Here is a 17327-nt window from a genome sequence, read left to right as displayed (position 1 = left end):
AATAACAGCTAATGACAGCGCAATTTGAACACGTATCCGTATTAATGGACGAAACCATAGATGCACTTGCAATTAAGCCAGACGGCATATACATGGATGGTACCTTTGGACGTGGCGGACATTCAGGGCAAATATTAGCGCGCTTAGGTGAAAGCGGTCGTTTGCAGGCCATTGACCAAGATCCACAAGCGATAAAGTCTGCTGAAAAGTTTGCTGATGATCCACGTTTTTCAATTGCTCATTCTCGTTTTTCAAAGTTATACGAAGTTGCTGAGCAAAACGATCTAATTGGTCAGGTTGATGGCATTTTACTTGATATTGGTGTGTCGTCGCCGCAGCTAGATGACGCAGCGCGTGGCTTTAGCTTTATGAAAGATGGTCCGCTCGATATGAGAATGGATCCAAGTACAGGTCGCAGCGCAGCGCAGTGGTTAGCTGAGGCTGAATTAGATGACATTACTCATGTGATCAAAAAGCTAGGTGAAGAAAAATTTGGTAAGCGCATTGCGCACAAAATTTTAGAAGTGCGTGAACACACGCCAATCACTACCACTAAGCAGCTCGCTGATTTAGTCGATGAAGCCGTACCGGTGAAAGATAAGTTTAAACACCCTGCAACGCGGACTTTTCAGGCTATTCGTATTTATATCAATAGCGAATTAGAGGAAATTCAAACGGCATTACAAGCGGCGATTAAAGTTCTTAAGCCGGGTGGTCGCTTAGTGGTTATTTCGTTTCATTCTTTAGAAGATCGCATTGTTAAACAATTTATTAAAAAACAGAGTAAGGGAGAAGCGATACCCAGAGGTCTGCCTTTAACCGACGCACAAATAAATAAAAATCTGACGTTAAAAGCAGTGGGTAAAGCTATTAAACCAAGTGCTGATGAAGTGGCGCGTAATCCACGCTCTCGCAGCTCAGTGCTAAGGATCGCACAGAGGTTGGGATGAGTAAAAAAGCGAGCTATCGCCAACCCAATTTATTTCTTGAAATAATTAAAGGCCTAGGTGCGAACAAGATCACCTTGGCCTTGTTGGTTGTGATATTCGCATCAAGCTTGAGTGTGGTGCAAGTAACTCATCTCTCTCGAGCGCAATTAATTGAGCAAGATTCGTTGCTCCAAGAGCGTGACGAATTGGATTTAGAATGGCGTTATTTTTTAGTGGAAGAAGAGTTTTATTCACAACATGCGCGCATTGAAGAAGTGGCAACGTCACAACTCGAAATGAAGCGGCCAACCAGCCAAGATGAGCAGGTAATTATATTACAATGAGAATGCGAGGCAAAAAACCAGTCAATAACCTAATAGCATGGCGCTTTATTTTAGTGTGCGCGGTGATTTTTTTAGTGTTTGTGACTTTGGTATCGCGCGCCGCATATTTGCAAGTAATTGAACCCGATAAAGCGCGCTCTGAAAGTGACAAGCGTACAGTACGTGTTGAAAAATTGCATGTGCAACGCGGTATGATCTTCGATCGTAACGGTAAAGAGTTAGCTGTTAGTGTGCCTGTAGTCAGTGTGTATGCAGATCCTAAAGCCCTGCATAAATCACTGGTTAGTAAAGTACTTAGGCAAGCACGCAAAAACGGTGAAGATCAGCAAACGCTTCGTGAAAATGTTGCTGAGTTAAATAAGCGTACCGCCCTGTATTATAAAAATGATTTACGCTGGCGTGAATTGGCTGATGTGTTGCGCATTGAGCCTAGTAAAATTAACACGCGATTACTTGATGATCCTACTCGTCGCTTTGTGTATTTAAAACGCCAAGTGACTCCCGCCGTGGCTAATTACATCGGTGATTTACGCCTACCTGGTATTCATTTATTAGATGAATCAAAACGTTATTATCCCGCCGGTGAAGTAAGCGCACATGTTATTGGGTTTACCAATATTGATGGTAAAGGCATTGAGGGCATAGAAAAGCTTTATGAAAATGCGTTAACCGGTGAAGAAGGTCGCCGTACCATTCGCAAAGATGCGCAAGGACGTGAAGTTGAAGTACTTGATGAGCGCGAGCGAGTAGAGCCTGAAAGCATTCAACTAAGTATTGATCAGCGAATTCAAGCCATTGCCTATAAAGCAGTTAAATCAGCGGTATTAACTTATAAAGCGACTTCAGGTTCTGCCATGGTAGTAGATGTTAAAACCGGTGAAGTCTTGGCCATGGTCAATAGCCCATCATTTAATCCTAACAACTTAAGCGGGGCGGCTCCTCATAAACGTCGTAACCGCGCTATTACCGATTTGTTTGAACCCGGCTCAACTGTTAAGCCTCTAGCCATTTTAGCTGGATTAGACTACGGCACAATCCAACCGGATGACAAAGTTGATACCTACCCAGGCTGGATGCGCTTAGGGGGCAGCTTAGTACAAAATACCCGTAATCATGGCGAAATGACGCTGCGCGAAATTTTAAAATACTCCAGTAATATGGGAGTAACCAAAATAAGCCAAACAGTACCCAAAGAGTACTTTGTGGGCTTGTATCAAAAAGTGGGGTTTGGCAGTGATAGTGGTACTGGCATGGTAGGCGAAAGTAGTGGCCTATTTTACCCTAACCGCCGTTGGTCAGATCATGAAATTGCAGCGCTCTCGTTTGGTTACAATATTGCCGTGAGTACCGCGCAAATGGCACGTTTTTACGCCATGTTAGGGGCAGGCGGAGTTAATCGTCCGCTTACTGTACTAAAGCAAGATTCTATACCTGAAGGTGAGCGTATCTTTCAACAAGAAGATGTTGAAGCCGTTGTACATATGATGGAAAGCGTATTTGAAGAAGGCGGTACCGCACGCCGCGTTAAAGTGGATGGTTACCGCGCTGCTGGTAAAACAGGCACCTCTAAAAAAGCCGCTGCAGGGGGCTATGGTGACGAATATGTGGGTTATTTTGCGGGTGTTGCCCCTGCGAGTAACCCGCGATTAGCCGTTGTGGTATTAATCAACGAGCCCGGTGGAGATGTTTATTATGGCGGCGCAACGGCAGGTCCAGCGTTTGCAGAAATAATCTCTAATTCATTAAGAATTTTAAACGTTGCCCCAGACAAAGACTCGGTGGCATACGTGAAGGGCAAAGATGATGGTGCGTGATTTACACACAATTTTAAAACATTTAGAAATAGATGCAGCACGTTTAATGGTAAACGAGCTGCGTTTAGATAGCCGCGATGTAAAACCAGGTGATGTGTTTGTGGCGATAAAAGGGCACCAGTTAGATGGTGGGCACTTTATTAGTAAAGCAATTGAAAATGGTGCTAGTGCAATTATTGCCGACAGACTGTGTGAATTTGAAAGTGATTTTGAGCCGCTTTATTTAGTCTCAGAATTGAATAAGAAACTGCCTGTATTGGCGAGTCAATTTTACCAACAACCGAGCAAGCACTTAGATTTAGTTGGCGTAACGGGCACCAATGGTAAATCGACTACCACAGCAATGATTGCTCATTTAGCGCAATTTTGTCATACCCAAGCCGCTATTATTGGCACCTTAGGCTACGGCCATCCAGATAACTTAACACCACTGCAAAATACTACGCCTTCAGCAGTCGATTTACAGCGTATTTTAAGCGACTTAAAAAATGAGCAACACCAATTGGTTGCTATGGAAGTGTCATCGCATGGTTTGGTACAGCACCGTGTTGATCAGTGTCATTTTAAAGCGGCTGTGTTTACTAACTTGTCGCGCGATCACTTAGATTACCATGGCGATATGCAAAGCTATGGTGATGCTAAATTGATGCTGTTTCGTGATTTTGATGCTGATCATGTCATTCTTAATCAGGATGACGGACAAGCAGAACAATGGATTGAAAAATACAGCTTTAATAGTCTTATTTGTTATGGCCGTAAAAACTTAGCCCCTAAAAATGCACAGTTTGTATATTTTTCAGATGTTCAGTATTCAGCAACCGGTATTTCGGCGCAATTAACTACTAGCTGGGGTGATGTTGCCATAAAATCACCGCTGTTTGGTGAATTTAACCTTTATAATCTAACGGCTGCGTTAGCAACGCTATTAGCGCTAGGCTATCCATTAACACAGTTAGTAGCAGGATGTGAGTATTTACAGCCGGTAGCCGGTAGGATGCAAGCATTTACAGCGCCAAGTATGCCTACTTGCGTTGTTGATTACGCGCATACGCCAGATGCGTTGGCTTTAGCCTTACAAGCGCTGCAGCAACATGTACCAGGTGGCGTGAGTTGTGTGTTTGGTTGTGGCGGTGACAGAGATAAAGGAAAGCGTGTACTAATGGCACAAGCTGCTGAGCAGTTTGCAGACAAAGTGATCATTACCAGTGATAACCCACGCTCTGAAGACCCTAATGACATTATTAATGATGTAGCTGCGGGATTAGAGCATCCAGAAAACGCTCATTTAGAGGCCGATCGCGGTGCCGCGATACAATTTGCTATAGATAACGCAAAAGCCGGTGAGGTTATTTTAATTGCCGGTAAAGGGCATGAAGACTATCAAATTATAGGCGATACACGCATCGATTTTTGCGACCGCCAATTTGTACAACAACAATTAAAAAAAGCAGTAAGAGGGTCTCAAGCATGATCCCAATGGATTTTGATTGGCTAGCTAATGTGCTAGCAACCGATTATCAAGGTGATAATCGCAAGGTGATAAATATAAACACCGATACCCGTACTTTGTGTGATGGTGAAGTGTTTTTGGCGCTTAAGGGCCCAAATTTTGATGGTCATAAATTTATTGAACAAGCAAAACAAAAAGGCGCTATAGGCGTGATTGTCGATCACGCTGTTGATACCGATATTGCTCAATTTGTAGTTGCCGATACCCGTATTGCATTAGGCACAATTGGTACAGCAGTGATGGCGCAAGTTGCACCTAAAACTATCGCTATTACTGGCAGCGTAGGTAAAACCACAGTTAAAGAAATGTGTGCCGCTATTTTATCAAGTAAAGGGGATGTATTAGCCACTAAAGGTAATTTTAATAACGACATTGGCGTACCGTTAACTTTACTCAGATTAGAGCCACAACATCGCTTTGCGGTTATTGAATTAGGCGCTAACCACATAGGTGAAATTGCGTACACCACCGCGATGACCAAACCGGATGTAGCTGTGGTATGTAATGTTGCTGCTGCCCACTTGGAAGGCTTTGGTAGCCTGCAAGGTGTGGCACAAGCAAAAGGCGAAATTTACGACGGATTAAAAGAGGATGGCATCGCCATCGTCAATTGCGATAGTGACTTTAGTCAATATTGGCTTGATAAGTTAGCAACGCGCAATATTAAATGTTTTTCGAGTAGTGAAAAGCTCGATATTTGGGCTGAAGACATCAGCCTAGATGCACAAGCTCGCGCAAGCTTTACTTTGTGCACCAAGCAACACAGTGTGCCGGTTAAGTTAGCACTGCCAGGTAAACATAATATTAGTAACGCGCTTATTGCTGCGGCGTTAACCAGTGAGTTTGACGTGTCACTTGAGGACATTGCCAGCGCGTTAGCGACCATGGGTGAAGTTAAAGGACGGGTTAACCTAATTGAAGCCAGTGATTCACTCACTATTATTGATGATACCTATAATGCCAACGTAAAGTCGGTGAAAGCTGCGATTGATTTACTTAGTGATATTCAAGGTCATCGTATTTTGGCTCTCGGTGATATGGGTGAACTTGGCGAAGATGCACGTAAATATCATCAAGAAGTCGGTGAATACGCATTAGCGCAAGGCATTGATGAGTTATTTACACTCGGAGTATTAAGTAAATGTGCCAGTGATGTATTTGGGCTGCCAAATCGCCATTTCTCTAATCGTGAGCAAATGCTGCAGCAAATTCAAAATAGCATTAGCAAAGTAGATAAAAAAATTACCCTTGTCGTGAAAGGATCACGCAGTTCTCGCATGGAGCTTTTAGTAACCGATTTAGTTAATGGCCAGCAACAAGCCATCAATGGAGTATCATCATGTTAGTTTGGCTGGCTGAGTATTTAACTCAATATTATAGTGGCTTTAATGTTTTTTCGTATTTAACCCTGCGTGCCATTTTAGGTATTTTAACTGCATTGATGATGTCGTTGTATTTTGGTCCTAAGTTAATTCGTGCGCTGCAACGCATGCAAATAGGGCAAACAGTACGTGATGATGGTCCGCAATCGCACCTATCTAAATCGGGTACACCGACCATGGGTGGCTTACTTATTTTAGGGGCTATTTTTACCAGCACATTATTATGGGCAGACTTGTCTAATAAATACGTATGGGCCACTTTATTTGTAATTGGCTCATTAGGTATTGTGGGCTTTATTGATGATTACCGTAAGGTGATCCGCAAAGATCCAAAAGGACTTATTGCAAAGTGGAAATACTTTTGGCAATCGGTAATTGCACTGGTTGTAGCCACTGCGCTTTACATGAGCAGCACACAAGCAACCGAAACGTCACTGGTAGTGCCATTTTTTAAAGATGTACTGCCACAGCTGGGGCTGTTTTATATCGTGATCACCTATTTTGCGTTGGTGGGCACGTCAAACGCGGTTAATTTAACCGACGGTCTAGACGGTTTAGCCATTGTACCTACTATTTTAGTGGCTGCAGCACTGGCCATTATTGCTTACTTAACGGGTAATATTAATTTTTCGGCTTATTTACATATTCCGCATTTACCACTGGCGAGTGAGTTGGTTGTGGTATGTACCGCTATTGTAGGGGCTGGGTTAGGTTTTTTATGGTTTAACACGTATCCGGCGCAAGTATTTATGGGCGATGTAGGCTCATTAGCACTGGGTGGTGCATTGGGGATTATTGCCGTACTTGTTCGCCAAGAGCTGTTACTGATTATTATGGGGGGCGTGTTTGTAATGGAAGCGCTATCGGTAATTTTACAAGTTGGCTCTTACAAATTACGTGGGCAACGCATTTTTAGAATGGCGCCTATTCATCACCATTACGAACTTAAAGGTTGGCCGGAGCCACGCGTTATTGTGCGCTTTTGGATAATTTCTATTGTGCTGGTACTCGCTGGCCTTGCGACATTAAAGATCCGATAAATGCAGTATTTAAACGAGATAAAAAATAAACACATAACAGTGCTCGGACTCGGTGTAACCGGTCTGGGCATTGTGCGTTTTTTATTATCTCAATCAATACAGCCTTATGTGGTCGATAGCAGAGAGAATCCGCCAGGTGTTGATTGGCTCAATCAGCACGCACCTCAATTAAACACTCACTTTGGTGACTTAGAAAATGCGGCGCTCAGTGCTTGCGATATGATTATTATTAGTCCCGGGCTGAGCTTAAAAACACCAGCAATTGTTAAGGCAATTAACGCAGGCGTTGAAGTGATTGGTGATGTTGAGTTATTTGCGCGCATTAATAGCAAACCAGTCGTTGCTGTAACCGGCTCTAATGGTAAATCAACCGTAGTAACACTTGCCTACGAAGTATTAAAAACCGCAGGTTATAAGGTGGCACTCGGTGGCAACATTGGCACAGCGGTACTGGATTTGCTTGACGGTGACTTTGATGTATTTGTATTGGAGCTATCGAGTTTTCAGCTTGATACCACACGCAGCCTAAAAACCACCAGTGCAACCGTGCTTAATATTTCAGAAGATCATCTCGATCGTTATGATAGTTACCAAGCCTACATAGATTCAAAATTAAGTATTTATAACGGTGCTGAACACTTAGTGATTAATGCTGACGATAAGCAAACACACCCTGTGAGTCGCACATTAGCACCACAACTGAGTTTTGGTGAAACACAAGGCAATTACCACTTAGCACAGCACAATAACGAAGCGCACTTTATGGTAAAGGACGAAGCTTATTTACCAGTAAGTGCTTTAGCCGTTGTGGGTAAGCATAACTATTTAAATACGTTGGCAGTGATGGCATTACTCAGTCCATTTGCAATTACTAAGGCGCACTACAAAACCGCATTAGCTCAATTTAATGGCTTAGCGCACCGTTGTCAGTTTGTGGGTGAGTTTAATGGCGTTAAATACTTTAACGACTCTAAAGCCACCAACGTAGGCGCAACAGTGGCGGCAATAGATAGTTTAGCGGGTAAGCACGAAAACCTAGTCGTTATTGCTGGTGGTGATGCTAAAGGTGCGGATTTAGAGGTGTTAAAGCCTTATATTGAAAAGCATGTAAAAGCGCTGATTTGTTTTGGTAAAGATGCCAAAGATTTAGTGGCACTGAGTGCTAAAGGTCATTTAACCAATAATATGTCTGAGGCTGTGACGCTTGCAAAGCAATTAAGTAAATCGGGCGATACCGTTTTACTCGCACCTGCCTGTGCCAGCATTGATATGTATAACAATTATATGCAACGCGGCGATGATTTTGTGCAATGTGTATTGCAGGGGCTGTCATGATTGCTTTTGCTGGTATTAAAGAGGCTCTCACCCCTAAACCTTCAGCGCAGCTTTATGATGTGCCACTGCTTTATTGCATGCTAATGCTGATTGGTGTGGGCTTTGTGATGGTAACCAGTGCCTCAATGCCGACAGCCGATAGACTGTTTGGTAATATTTATCATTTTACTATTCGCCATGGCATTTTTTTAGGGCTATCGTTTTGTTTATTTTGCATTAGTACTCAAGTACCTATGTCGTGGTGGAAAAAAGCTAACCCCTATTTATTACTAATCGGTTTAGTACTGTTATTAGTGGTACTTATTGTAGGACGTGAAGTCAATGGTTCGACCCGCTGGATACCCGTAGGACCGTTTAATATTCAAGCCTCGGAGCTAGCTAAGTTGTTCTTTTTTAGTTATATCGCAGGCTACTTAGTACGTAAGCGCAATGAAGTTCAAGAAAACATAAAAGGCTTTGCTAAACCCATAGCGGTATTTGCAGTTTATGCAGCACTTATTTTAATGCAGCCCGATTTAGGGACTGTGGTGGTGATGTTTGTTACTACGGTTGGTTTGTTGTTTTTAGCCGGTGCCAAGCTTTGGCAGTTTTTTGCACTTATTTTAACCGGTATTGCGCTAGTGGTTGGGCTTATTGTGTTAGAGCCATATCGTATGGCGCGTGTGGTTGGCTTTTTAGAACCTTGGGATGACCCTTTTGGCAAAGGCTATCAATTAGTGCAATCACTAATGGCTTATAGTCAAGGCGATTGGTTTGGCCAAGGCCTAGGAAACAGCGTACAAAAATTACAATATTTACCAGAAGCGCACACCGACTTTATTTTTGCTGTTATTGCTGAAGAGTTAGGTTTTATGGGGGTGCTGAGTATTTTAATGGTACTCGGTACTTTAGTATTTAGAGCTTTACTCATTGGCCAAAACGCGCTTAAAAACGGCAAAGAATATGAAGGCTACTTAGCCTTAGCAATTGGTATTTGGTTTGCGTTTCAAACTATGGTGAATGTGGGCGCCAGTGCCGGTATTTTACCAACCAAAGGATTAACCTTGCCGTTTATTTCTTATGGTGGCTCAAGTTTATTAATGATGACCATAGCAACCGGTATTTTATTACGTGTAGATTTTGAGACCAAGATGGCAACGAAACAAGCCACGTCAGGTGGAGCTAAGCGATGAGTAAAAAAATAGTCGTTGTAGCAGGGGGCACAGGTGGACATATTTTTCCAGGGATTGCCGTTGCTGATTATCTCAAACAGCAAGGTTGGCAAGTTAGCTGGATAGGCACCCCAGATAGAATGGAAGCCAGTGTCGTGCCCAAGCACAACATAGAAATTGATTTTATTGATGTAAAAGGCGTGCGAGGGAATGGTTTAAAACGCCTTATTAAAGCGCCATTCATGGTTATTAATGCAATATTGCAAGCGCGTAAGGTATTAAAACAACAACGCCCTGACGTCGTTTTAGCAATGGGGGGGTATGTAACTGGCCCAACAGGTATTGCGGCAAAAAGTCTGGGTATTCCTTTGGTGATTCACGAACAAAATGCCGTAGCAGGCATGAGTAATAGGTGGTTGGCTAAATGTGCTAATCGCGTGTTAGCGGCTTTCCCCAGTGCTTTTGCCAATGGCAAAGCAGAGCTGGTGGGTAATCCTGTGCGCCAGAGCGTGATTGATATTACTGAGCGCGAAGTAACCAGCCCTATAAATATTTTAGTGGTGGGTGGTTCGTTAGGTGCGCAAGTGCTCAACCAAATACTACCTGAAGCATTTAAGCGCTTGAATGATACTTGTGCCATTAATATTTGGCATCAAACCGGTAAAGGGCACCTTGCTAGTGTAAGTGAAAGTTACCAGCAGCAACAAATGGGCAATGAGCAAGTGACCGTTGCTGAATTTATTGATGATATGGATACCGCTTATAGCTGGGCAGATATTGTGATTTGTCGGGCGGGTGCACTTACGGTAAGTGAAATTGCCGCAGCGGGTAAAATGGCGGTATTTGTGCCGTTTCCACACGCGGTTGATGACCATCAAACAGCCAATGCACAGTATTTAGTAATGGCAGAAGGGGCGTTATTAATGCCACAAGGGCAATTTAATAAGCGCAGTATTGTTGAACTTTTAAGCCCCTATTTAGCCGAACCTTTATTAATAACTAAAATGGCAGGCAAGGCAAAACAGCAAGCTATTTTAGATGCCACAGCAAGCGTAGCAATGCACTGTGAGCAAGTAACAAATAAGAGAACATAAGTGAAACAGACATTAGCAAAAGAAAAATATACACGCCCAGCGATGCGCCGCATTGAAACTATTCACTTTGTAGGAATAGGCGGTGCAGGCATGGGCGGCATTGCAGAAGTACTTGCTTTTGAAGGTTACCGTATTACAGGTTCAGATATAGCTCACAGCGCAATGACTGAGCGTTTAATTAAAGCCGGTGCTGAAGTATTTATTGGCCATCATGAAAATAACGTAAAAGACGCTAATGTGGTGGTGGTTTCAAGTGCAATAGATAAAACAAACCCTGAAATTCAAGCCGCGCAAGCTGCACGTATTCCGGTAGTTCGTCGAGCAGAAATGTTAGCTGAACTGATGCGCTTTCGCCACGGTATCGCCATTGCGGGCACCCATGGTAAAACGACCACAACCAGCTTAATTGCGAGCATTTATGCACAAGCCGGGCTCGATCCAACCTTTATTATTGGTGGTTTGCTTAACAGCGCAGGCAGCAATGCTAAGGTAGGTAAAAGTGACTTTTTAATCGCCGAAGCAGATGAAAGCGATGCCTCATTTTTGCATTTACAGCCTATGGTGTCGGTGATCACTAATATTGAAGAAGATCACATGGAAACCTACGGCGGTAGTTTAGAAAAAATGAAAGATACTTATGTTGAATTCATTCATAACCTGCCTTTTTACGGGTTAGCGGTGGTGTGCATTGATTCAGACGTTGCTGCTGAATTGATCCCCCGTTTTGGTCGTCCGGTGATCACTTACGGTGAGTCACACGAGGCTGATTATCGAATGAGTGACTTTAGCCAAACAGCGAACACATGCCAATTTACGGTGACTAATAAACAAGGTGAGAGTTTAACCGCCAAGCTGAATATGCCGGGTAAACATAATGCCCTTAATGCAACCGCAGCGATTGCCGTGGCTAAAGATCAAAATATTGCGAATCATGCAATTTTAGCGGCTTTAGATACTTTTGAAGGTATTGGCCGTCGTTTTCAGCACTACGGTGAATTTGAAAATGAACGCGGCAGCGTGATGCTTGTTGATGACTATGGCCATCACCCATCAGAAGTGGCCGCTACTATCACCGCAGCACGAGAAGGCTGGCCTGATAAGCGTTTAGTGATGGTGTATCAGCCGCACCGTTATACGCGTACTCGCGATTTATACGAAGATTTTGTTAAGGTATTGGCTGAGGTTGATCAGCTTTTATTACTCGATGTTTACAGTGCAGGCGAAGAGCCGATTGTTGGCGCTGATAGTAAAAGTTTATGCCGTAGTTTGCGCCAGCGTGGCAAAGAGCCATTACATGTAGCCTCAAGCTCAGAGCTTGCGGGCGTACTTGCCAACTGCCTACAAAATAACGACCTAGTGCTCACACAAGGTGCGGGTAACATAGGTCAGCTTGTTAAAAATTTAGCAGCCACGAATATGTCGATAGACAAATTAAAGCAAGGTGAAGTATGACACAGGTAAATTCCCAGTTTGGTAAAGTGGCGGTGCTGCTAGGTGGAAATTCAGCAGAGCGTGACGTGTCATTAAAATCTGGTCAAGCGGTATTAAATGCGCTGTTAGAAGTTGGCATTGATGCGATAGCGTTTGATCCACAAAATCGTTCGTTATGGGAATTAAAGTCGTTAAACGTTGATCGCGTTTTTATTGCTTTACATGGGCGTGGTGGTGAAGACGGCACGGTACAAGGTGCTTTAGAATTTATGAACCTGCCGTATACCGGCAGTAATGTTCTGGGTTCGGCACTGGCAATGGATAAAATTCGTTGTAAGCATTTGTTTAAATCGGCAGGCTTAAGCACCGCACCTTATGCCGTGGTTGATGCTAAAAAAGGCTTTGATGCTAAAGCAATTATCGATGAATTTAAAAAAGTGATGGTTAAGCCATCGCACGAAGGCTCCAGTATTGGTATGGCGCAAGCAAGCTCTGCAGAAGAGCTTGAAGATGCGCTAACTAATGCATTTAAGTTCGACAGCCAAGTATTGGTAGAGCAGTGGATCACGGGTCGTGAATTTACCATTACGGTCTTGGGTGATGAAGTACAACCTGTGATTGAAATGAGCACCCCAAATGGATTTTATGACTACCAAGCTAAATATCAGTCAAATAGTACGCAATATCATTGCCCTGCTGATTTATCACCATCGGATACTCAAAAATTACAAGCGATGGCGCTTGATGCGTTTGATTTAGTGGGTGCAAGTGGCTGGGGACGAGTCGATGCGATGCAAGATGAACAAGGACATTTTTACTTACTAGAAGTGAATACAGTACCAGGCATGACAGAAAAATCATTGGTGCCAATGGCAGCAAAAGCCAACGGGGCAAGTTTTGAGCAATTAGTTGTTCGCATTTTGGAGCAAACCCTTTAATATGCATCCCTTTTTAGAGAAAGCGCAGCAACTAAAACAGCAACTTAACTGGTCGCTGATTTTTGGAGTGAGTTTTTTTCTAGCCGTGGTGATAGGGTTAATTGAAATAACCAGTGGGGTTTCGCACTGGTTAGTTGAAAATAAAGATGCACAAATTAAGCATTTAACGGTGCTGGGGAACCCTAAGTACACCGATGAAAAAGCAATAACAGCGGCAATAAAAAAAGCAGATTTAAGTAGTTTTTTTGAGCTAAACGTAAAGCAAGTTCAGCATTTAGTACAAGAGCTGCCTTGGGTTGCAACGGTATCGGTAAGAAAGCAATGGCCTGATACCATTCAAGTTTACGTGGTAGAACATCAAGCAGTTGCTCACTGGAATAGTGACTTGCTGATTAATCAAAGCGGTGACGCGTTTGAAGCAAAAAGTGATAAATTAAGTGCCACTTTACCCCAACTATATGGGCCAGAGGGCAGTGAAAAAGAAGCATGGGTAGCGTTTAAACAGTTTGATGAAATGCTCAAAGTCAATGCATTAACGCTCACTAGCCTTGCGCTATCTGAGCGGTTTTCGTGGCAACTTTGGTTAGATAACGGTGTGCGTTTAAATTTAGGACGCAAAGATAAAGCCAAGCGTGTACAGCGTTTTATAGACGTTTATTCACGTATAGAACAACGTGCTGATGCACAGATAGATGCAATTGATTTACGCTACGATACCGGCCTTGCAGTGAGCTATAAGCCAATGCAAGAACAGCAATTATAATAAAGAGTAAGGCATGACTAAGTCAGCAGAAAGAAACCTAGTGATTGGATTAGACGTTGGCACTTCGAAGGTAGTGGCCACGGTAGGTGAAATCACCACAGATAACAAGCTCAGCATTGTTGGCGTGGGGAGCCAAGTATCTTATGGAATGGATAAAGGCGGCGTTAACGATTTAAATTTAGTGTCTGAGTCTATTCGCCGCGCAATTGATGAAGCTGAATTGATGGCTGATTGTCGTATTAGCTCGGTTTATTTGGGTATTTCTGGCAAACATATTCAGTGTCAGAACGAAAGTGGTGTTGTCGCTATTAACAACACCGAAGTAACCGATGAAGACATTGAAAATGTAATCCATATTGCTCGCTCAGTACCAATTTCAGCTGAACGCAAAATGTTGCATGCGTTGCCACAAGAGTACAGCATTGACATGCAAGAGGGGATTAAAAACCCACTCGGTATGAGTGGTGTGCGTATGGAAGCACGCGCGCATATTATTACTTGCTCCAACGATATGGCTAAAAATATAGAAAAATGTGTTGAACGTTGTGGGCTTGAAGTTGACCAACTTATATTCACTGCGCTTGCCTCGTGTTACTCCGTACTGACGGATGATGAAAAAGAGCTAGGTGTTGCGGTGTTAGATATTGGTGGTGGTACTATGGATATCACTATTTATATTAATGGTGCGCTGCGTCATTCGGCGGTTATCCCGGTGGCAGGCAACCAAGTAACCGGTGACATTGCAAAAATATTTCGTACACCTATATCACATGCAGAGTCACTCAAAGTACAATATGCCTGTGCCAGTAGCCAAATGGCGAGCAGCGAAGACACAATTGAAGTGCCAAGCGTTGGTGGGCGACCAGCAAGACTGATGTCTAGGCATACGTTGTCAGAAGTGGTTGAGCCACGTTTTAGAGAATTATTTGAGTTGGCGATGGAAGAAATTCGTCGCTCAGGATTAGAAGACCAAATTGCAGCAGGTCTCGTCATTACTGGCGGAACTGCTAAAATGACTGGCGCAATGGAAGTGGCTGAAGATATTTTTCAGATGCCAGTAAGAATAGGTAAACCAATTGGTGTAGTAGGTTTAACTGATTATGTTGATGATCCATCGTACGCAACCGCTGTAGGTTTGTTACAATACGGGCGTACTATGCAGTCGATGAATGCACAAAAGTCGAAAGCGGATGATAACAATAATTGGTGGAACCGCATCACAAAATGGTTTCAAGGCGAGTTTTAGTACTCAAGTCGGAGAGTAAATATGTTTGATATAATGGAACAACACAGCGAAGAAGCTGTAATAAAAGTAATCGGTGTAGGCGGTGGCGGCGGTAACGCAGTTGAGCACATGGTAAAACAACAAATAGAAGGTGTTCGTTTTATCGCAGCCAATACGGATGCGCAAGCATTACGTAATTCAGCCGCTGATGTAACGGTACAATTAGGTACGCAAATAACCTCTGGGTTAGGTGCGGGTGCCAACCCTGAAGTAGGTCGTCAGTCGGCTGAAGAAGACGCAGAGACCATTCGTGCCAGCCTTGAAGGTGCTGATATGGTATTTATAGCGGCAGGTATGGGCGGCGGTACAGGAACCGGTGCTGCGCCAGTTGTAGCTAAAATTGCTAAAGAACTGGGTATTTTAACTGTTGCTGTGGTAACACGTCCGTTTGATTTTGAAGGTAAAAAGCGTGCCGCTGCTGCAGAGCAAGGTATTAGCGAATTATCTGAAATTGTGGACTCGTTAATCACTATTCCAAATAACAAGTTACTAAAAGTATTGGGTAAAGGAACAACTTTACTGGATGCGTTTGCAAAAGCAAATGACGTATTGTTTGGTGCAGTACAAGGCATTGCTGAGTTAATCACTCGCTCGGGTCTAATTAACGTGGATTTCGCCGACGTACGTACTGTTATGTCTGCAATGGGCACAGCTATGATGGGAACTGCATCTGCATCGGGTCCTGATCGTGCACAAGAAGCAGCAGAAGCCGCTATTTCAAGCCCGCTTCTAGAAGACGTAGATTTAACCGGTGCTAAAGGTATCTTGGTTAATATTACTGCGGGTATGGATATCGCGATTGAAGAATTCGAAATTGTGGGTAATCACGTTAAGGCGCTAGCGTCTGAAAACGCAACGGTTGTTGTGGGTGCGGTAATTGACCCAGAAATGACAGACGAGCTACGTGTAACTGTGGTTGCAACTGGCTTAGGCGGCGATCGTCGTCCACAGTTTGGTATTGTAGATAACGGTTTCAAAAAAGCATCAGGCTCTGATGTAACTAGCTCAAGCACACAAACAAGCAGCATGTATGTACCTAGCTTCGCAAGCCAAGGCACAAGCACGACTGACGAGTCAGCAACGACTTCGCAAACTGAATCAAAGGAGCAAGGCACACCGTCTAGTTCTTCAAGTTCTTCAGCGAATACGTCGTCAAGCAGTGCTAAGAAAACAGATAAGTCTGAGGGTGGCGATTATTTCGACATTCCTGCTTTTTTACGTAAACAAGCAGACTAATTAAAAACAGTACTTTTGTGCGAAATGTGAACGAATATTGTAGTTATACCGTATTTATGTTACACTCCGCCGTCTAACTGTAATATATACTTAAAGTGAGCGAACCTATGATTAAACAGCGTACGATTGCACAAGTAGTCAAAGCCATAGGAATTGGACTTCATAAAGGTGAGAAGGTCACAATAACTCTCCGACCTGCGAGCGCAAATACTGGGATTGTATTTCGTCGTGTCGACCTTGATCCGGTTGTTGATTTTGAAACAACGCCTGAAGCCGTTGGTGATACGCAATTGTGTACCTGTTTAATAAACAAAGATGGTGTTCGCTTATCAACTACTGAGCATTTAATTGCAGCTGTTGCGGCAATGGGGATCGACAATCTGATTGTTGAACTTGATAGCTCAGAAGTACCAATAATGGATGGTAGTGCATTACCATTCATTTATTTATTACAAAAAGGTGGCATTGAAGAGCAAAATGTCGCGAAGCGCTTTATTCGTATAAAAGAAAAAGTACGTATTGAAGAAGGCGATAAATGGGCCGAAGTAGAACCTTACGACGGATTCCATATCGACTTTGAGATTGCCTTTGATCACCCTGCAATCAATGAAAGCCGCCAACGCATTGGCTTAGATATTACTGCACAAAGCTTTACTGAAGAAATTAGCCGTGCGCGTACTTTTGGCTTTATGAAAGACATTGAATACATGCATGCTAATAACCTTGCACTAGGTGGTAGCATGGATAGCGCAGTGGTACTTGATGAATTTAAAGTTTTAAATCCGAACGGTCTGCGTTACTCAGACGAGTTCGTCAAGCATAAGATACTAGACTGTGTAGGTGACATGTTTATGACAGGTCATAACCTTTTAGGTAAAGTAACTGCATTTAAATCAGGCCATGATTTAAACAACAAGCTACTACGCAAAATTATGGCAACTGAGTCAGCATGGGAGTGGGCAACCTTTGAAACGCCTGTCTCGATGCCTGCACCCGGTCTTGAATTAGCAAACGCCTAATCAGTTAATCGCTTACATACAGTTATAAAAAAATGACGCTTATTAGCGTCATTTTT

The 17327-nt window shown here is 43.2% G+C and carries 15 protein-coding genes; all 15 read left to right on the top strand.

Annotated features, from left to right (window positions below; genetic code table 11):
• Positions 1-11 precede the first annotated feature (11 nt).
• The 15 genes from rsmH (at position 12) to lpxC (ending at position 17271) form a co-directional block, all read left to right on the top strand.
• Complete coding sequence (gene rsmH / locus P20311_RS05875) at positions 12-950, top strand: 16S rRNA (cytosine(1402)-N(4))-methyltransferase RsmH (protein WP_008110698.1); 939 nt, start codon at positions 12-14, stop codon at positions 948-950.
• Positions 947-1273, top strand: a complete 327-nt coding sequence (ftsL, locus tag P20311_RS05870; protein ID WP_008110697.1) for a cell division protein FtsL — start codon at positions 947-949, stop codon at positions 1271-1273. The genes rsmH and ftsL overlap by 4 nt, the downstream gene beginning before the upstream one ends.
• Positions 1270-3087, top strand: coding sequence for a penicillin-binding transpeptidase domain-containing protein (locus P20311_RS05865; RefSeq protein ID WP_036984900.1), 1818 nt, complete (start codon positions 1270-1272; stop codon positions 3085-3087). Before ftsL ends, P20311_RS05865 begins: the two co-directional genes overlap by 4 nt.
• Positions 3080-4558 (top strand): UDP-N-acetylmuramoyl-L-alanyl-D-glutamate--2,6-diaminopimelate ligase, encoded by a 1479-nt coding sequence (murE, locus tag P20311_RS05860; RefSeq protein ID WP_036984906.1) that lies wholly within the window; start codon positions 3080-3082, stop codon positions 4556-4558. Before P20311_RS05865 ends, murE begins: the two co-directional genes overlap by 8 nt.
• Positions 4555-5943 carry a UDP-N-acetylmuramoyl-tripeptide--D-alanyl-D-alanine ligase gene (gene murF, locus P20311_RS05855; protein WP_008110694.1) on the top strand — a complete coding sequence of 463 codons (1389 nt, stop codon included), beginning with the start codon at positions 4555-4557 and terminating at the stop codon, positions 5941-5943. Before murE ends, murF begins: the two co-directional genes overlap by 4 nt.
• The gene (mraY, locus tag P20311_RS05850) at positions 5937-7019 is read left to right on the top strand and encodes a phospho-N-acetylmuramoyl-pentapeptide-transferase (RefSeq protein WP_008110692.1); all 1083 of its coding nucleotides are present in this window, start codon (positions 5937-5939) and stop codon (positions 7017-7019) included. The genes murF and mraY overlap by 7 nt, the downstream gene beginning before the upstream one ends.
• Positions 7020-8354, top strand: coding sequence for a UDP-N-acetylmuramoyl-L-alanine--D-glutamate ligase (murD, locus tag P20311_RS05845; RefSeq protein WP_008110690.1), 1335 nt, complete (start codon positions 7020-7022; stop codon positions 8352-8354).
• A complete protein-coding gene (gene ftsW, locus P20311_RS05840) occupies positions 8351-9526 on the top strand; it encodes a cell division protein FtsW (RefSeq protein WP_008110687.1) in 1176 nt (391 codons plus the stop codon). The genes murD and ftsW overlap by 4 nt, the downstream gene beginning before the upstream one ends.
• Positions 9523-10599: an undecaprenyldiphospho-muramoylpentapeptide beta-N-acetylglucosaminyltransferase gene (gene murG / locus P20311_RS05835; protein ID WP_008110686.1), complete on the top strand. Its 1077-nt coding sequence runs from the start codon at positions 9523-9525 to the stop codon at positions 10597-10599. Before ftsW ends, murG begins: the two co-directional genes overlap by 4 nt.
• A gap of 42 nt (positions 10600-10641) precedes the next feature.
• Positions 10642-12051, top strand: coding sequence for a UDP-N-acetylmuramate--L-alanine ligase (gene murC / locus P20311_RS05830; RefSeq protein WP_217696937.1), 1410 nt, complete (start codon positions 10642-10644; stop codon positions 12049-12051).
• Positions 12048-12968 carry a D-alanine--D-alanine ligase gene (locus P20311_RS05825; protein ID WP_008110682.1) on the top strand — a complete coding sequence of 307 codons (921 nt, stop codon included), beginning with the start codon at positions 12048-12050 and terminating at the stop codon, positions 12966-12968. The genes murC and P20311_RS05825 overlap by 4 nt, the downstream gene beginning before the upstream one ends.
• A gap of 1 nt (position 12969) precedes the next feature.
• A complete protein-coding gene (locus P20311_RS05820; protein WP_008110680.1) occupies positions 12970-13731 on the top strand; it encodes a cell division protein FtsQ/DivIB in 762 nt (253 codons plus the stop codon).
• Positions 13732-13744: 13 nt separating this feature from the next.
• On the top strand, positions 13745-14977 hold the full coding sequence (ftsA, locus tag P20311_RS05815) for a cell division protein FtsA (RefSeq protein WP_008110678.1): 1233 nt from the start codon (positions 13745-13747) through the stop codon (positions 14975-14977).
• A 21-nt stretch (positions 14978-14998) separates the two neighbouring features.
• Positions 14999-16252: a cell division protein FtsZ gene (ftsZ, locus tag P20311_RS05810; protein WP_008110677.1), complete on the top strand. Its 1254-nt coding sequence runs from the start codon at positions 14999-15001 to the stop codon at positions 16250-16252.
• A 107-nt stretch (positions 16253-16359) separates the two neighbouring features.
• A complete protein-coding gene (gene lpxC / locus P20311_RS05805) occupies positions 16360-17271 on the top strand; it encodes a UDP-3-O-acyl-N-acetylglucosamine deacetylase (RefSeq protein WP_008110675.1) in 912 nt (303 codons plus the stop codon).
• The last annotated feature ends 56 nt before the right edge of the window (positions 17272-17327 follow it).

Origin of the sequence: Pseudoalteromonas sp. BSi20311 (genome assembly GCF_000239875.1) — a bacterium.
GTDB lineage: Bacteria > Pseudomonadota > Gammaproteobacteria > Enterobacterales > Alteromonadaceae > Pseudoalteromonas.
This window is presented reverse-complemented; position numbering and strand designations above follow the sequence as displayed.

Coding starts and splice junctions, on each gene's coding strand:
- ftsL (WP_008110697.1), top strand. CDS start 947: ATGAGTAAAAAAGCGAGCTATCGCCAACCCAATTTATTTCTTGAAATA.
- ftsW (WP_008110687.1), top strand. CDS start 8,351: ATGATTGCTTTTGCTGGTATTAAAGAGGCTCTCACCCCTAAACCTTCA.
- ftsZ (WP_008110677.1), top strand. CDS start 14,999: ATGTTTGATATAATGGAACAACACAGCGAAGAAGCTGTAATAAAAGTA.
- rsmH (WP_008110698.1), top strand. CDS start 12: ATGACAGCGCAATTTGAACACGTATCCGTATTAATGGACGAAACCATA.
- murC (WP_217696937.1), top strand. CDS start 10,642: ATGCGCCGCATTGAAACTATTCACTTTGTAGGAATAGGCGGTGCAGGC.
- ftsA (WP_008110678.1), top strand. CDS start 13,745: ATGACTAAGTCAGCAGAAAGAAACCTAGTGATTGGATTAGACGTTGGC.
- lpxC (WP_008110675.1), top strand. CDS start 16,360: ATGATTAAACAGCGTACGATTGCACAAGTAGTCAAAGCCATAGGAATT.
- murG (WP_008110686.1), top strand. CDS start 9,523: ATGAGTAAAAAAATAGTCGTTGTAGCAGGGGGCACAGGTGGACATATT.
- P20311_RS05820 (WP_008110680.1), top strand. CDS start 12,970: ATGCATCCCTTTTTAGAGAAAGCGCAGCAACTAAAACAGCAACTTAAC.
- mraY (WP_008110692.1), top strand. CDS start 5,937: ATGTTAGTTTGGCTGGCTGAGTATTTAACTCAATATTATAGTGGCTTT.
- murF (WP_008110694.1), top strand. CDS start 4,555: ATGATCCCAATGGATTTTGATTGGCTAGCTAATGTGCTAGCAACCGAT.
- murD (WP_008110690.1), top strand. CDS start 7,020: ATGCAGTATTTAAACGAGATAAAAAATAAACACATAACAGTGCTCGGA.
- P20311_RS05865 (WP_036984900.1), top strand. CDS start 1,270: ATGAGAATGCGAGGCAAAAAACCAGTCAATAACCTAATAGCATGGCGC.
- P20311_RS05825 (WP_008110682.1), top strand. CDS start 12,048: ATGACACAGGTAAATTCCCAGTTTGGTAAAGTGGCGGTGCTGCTAGGT.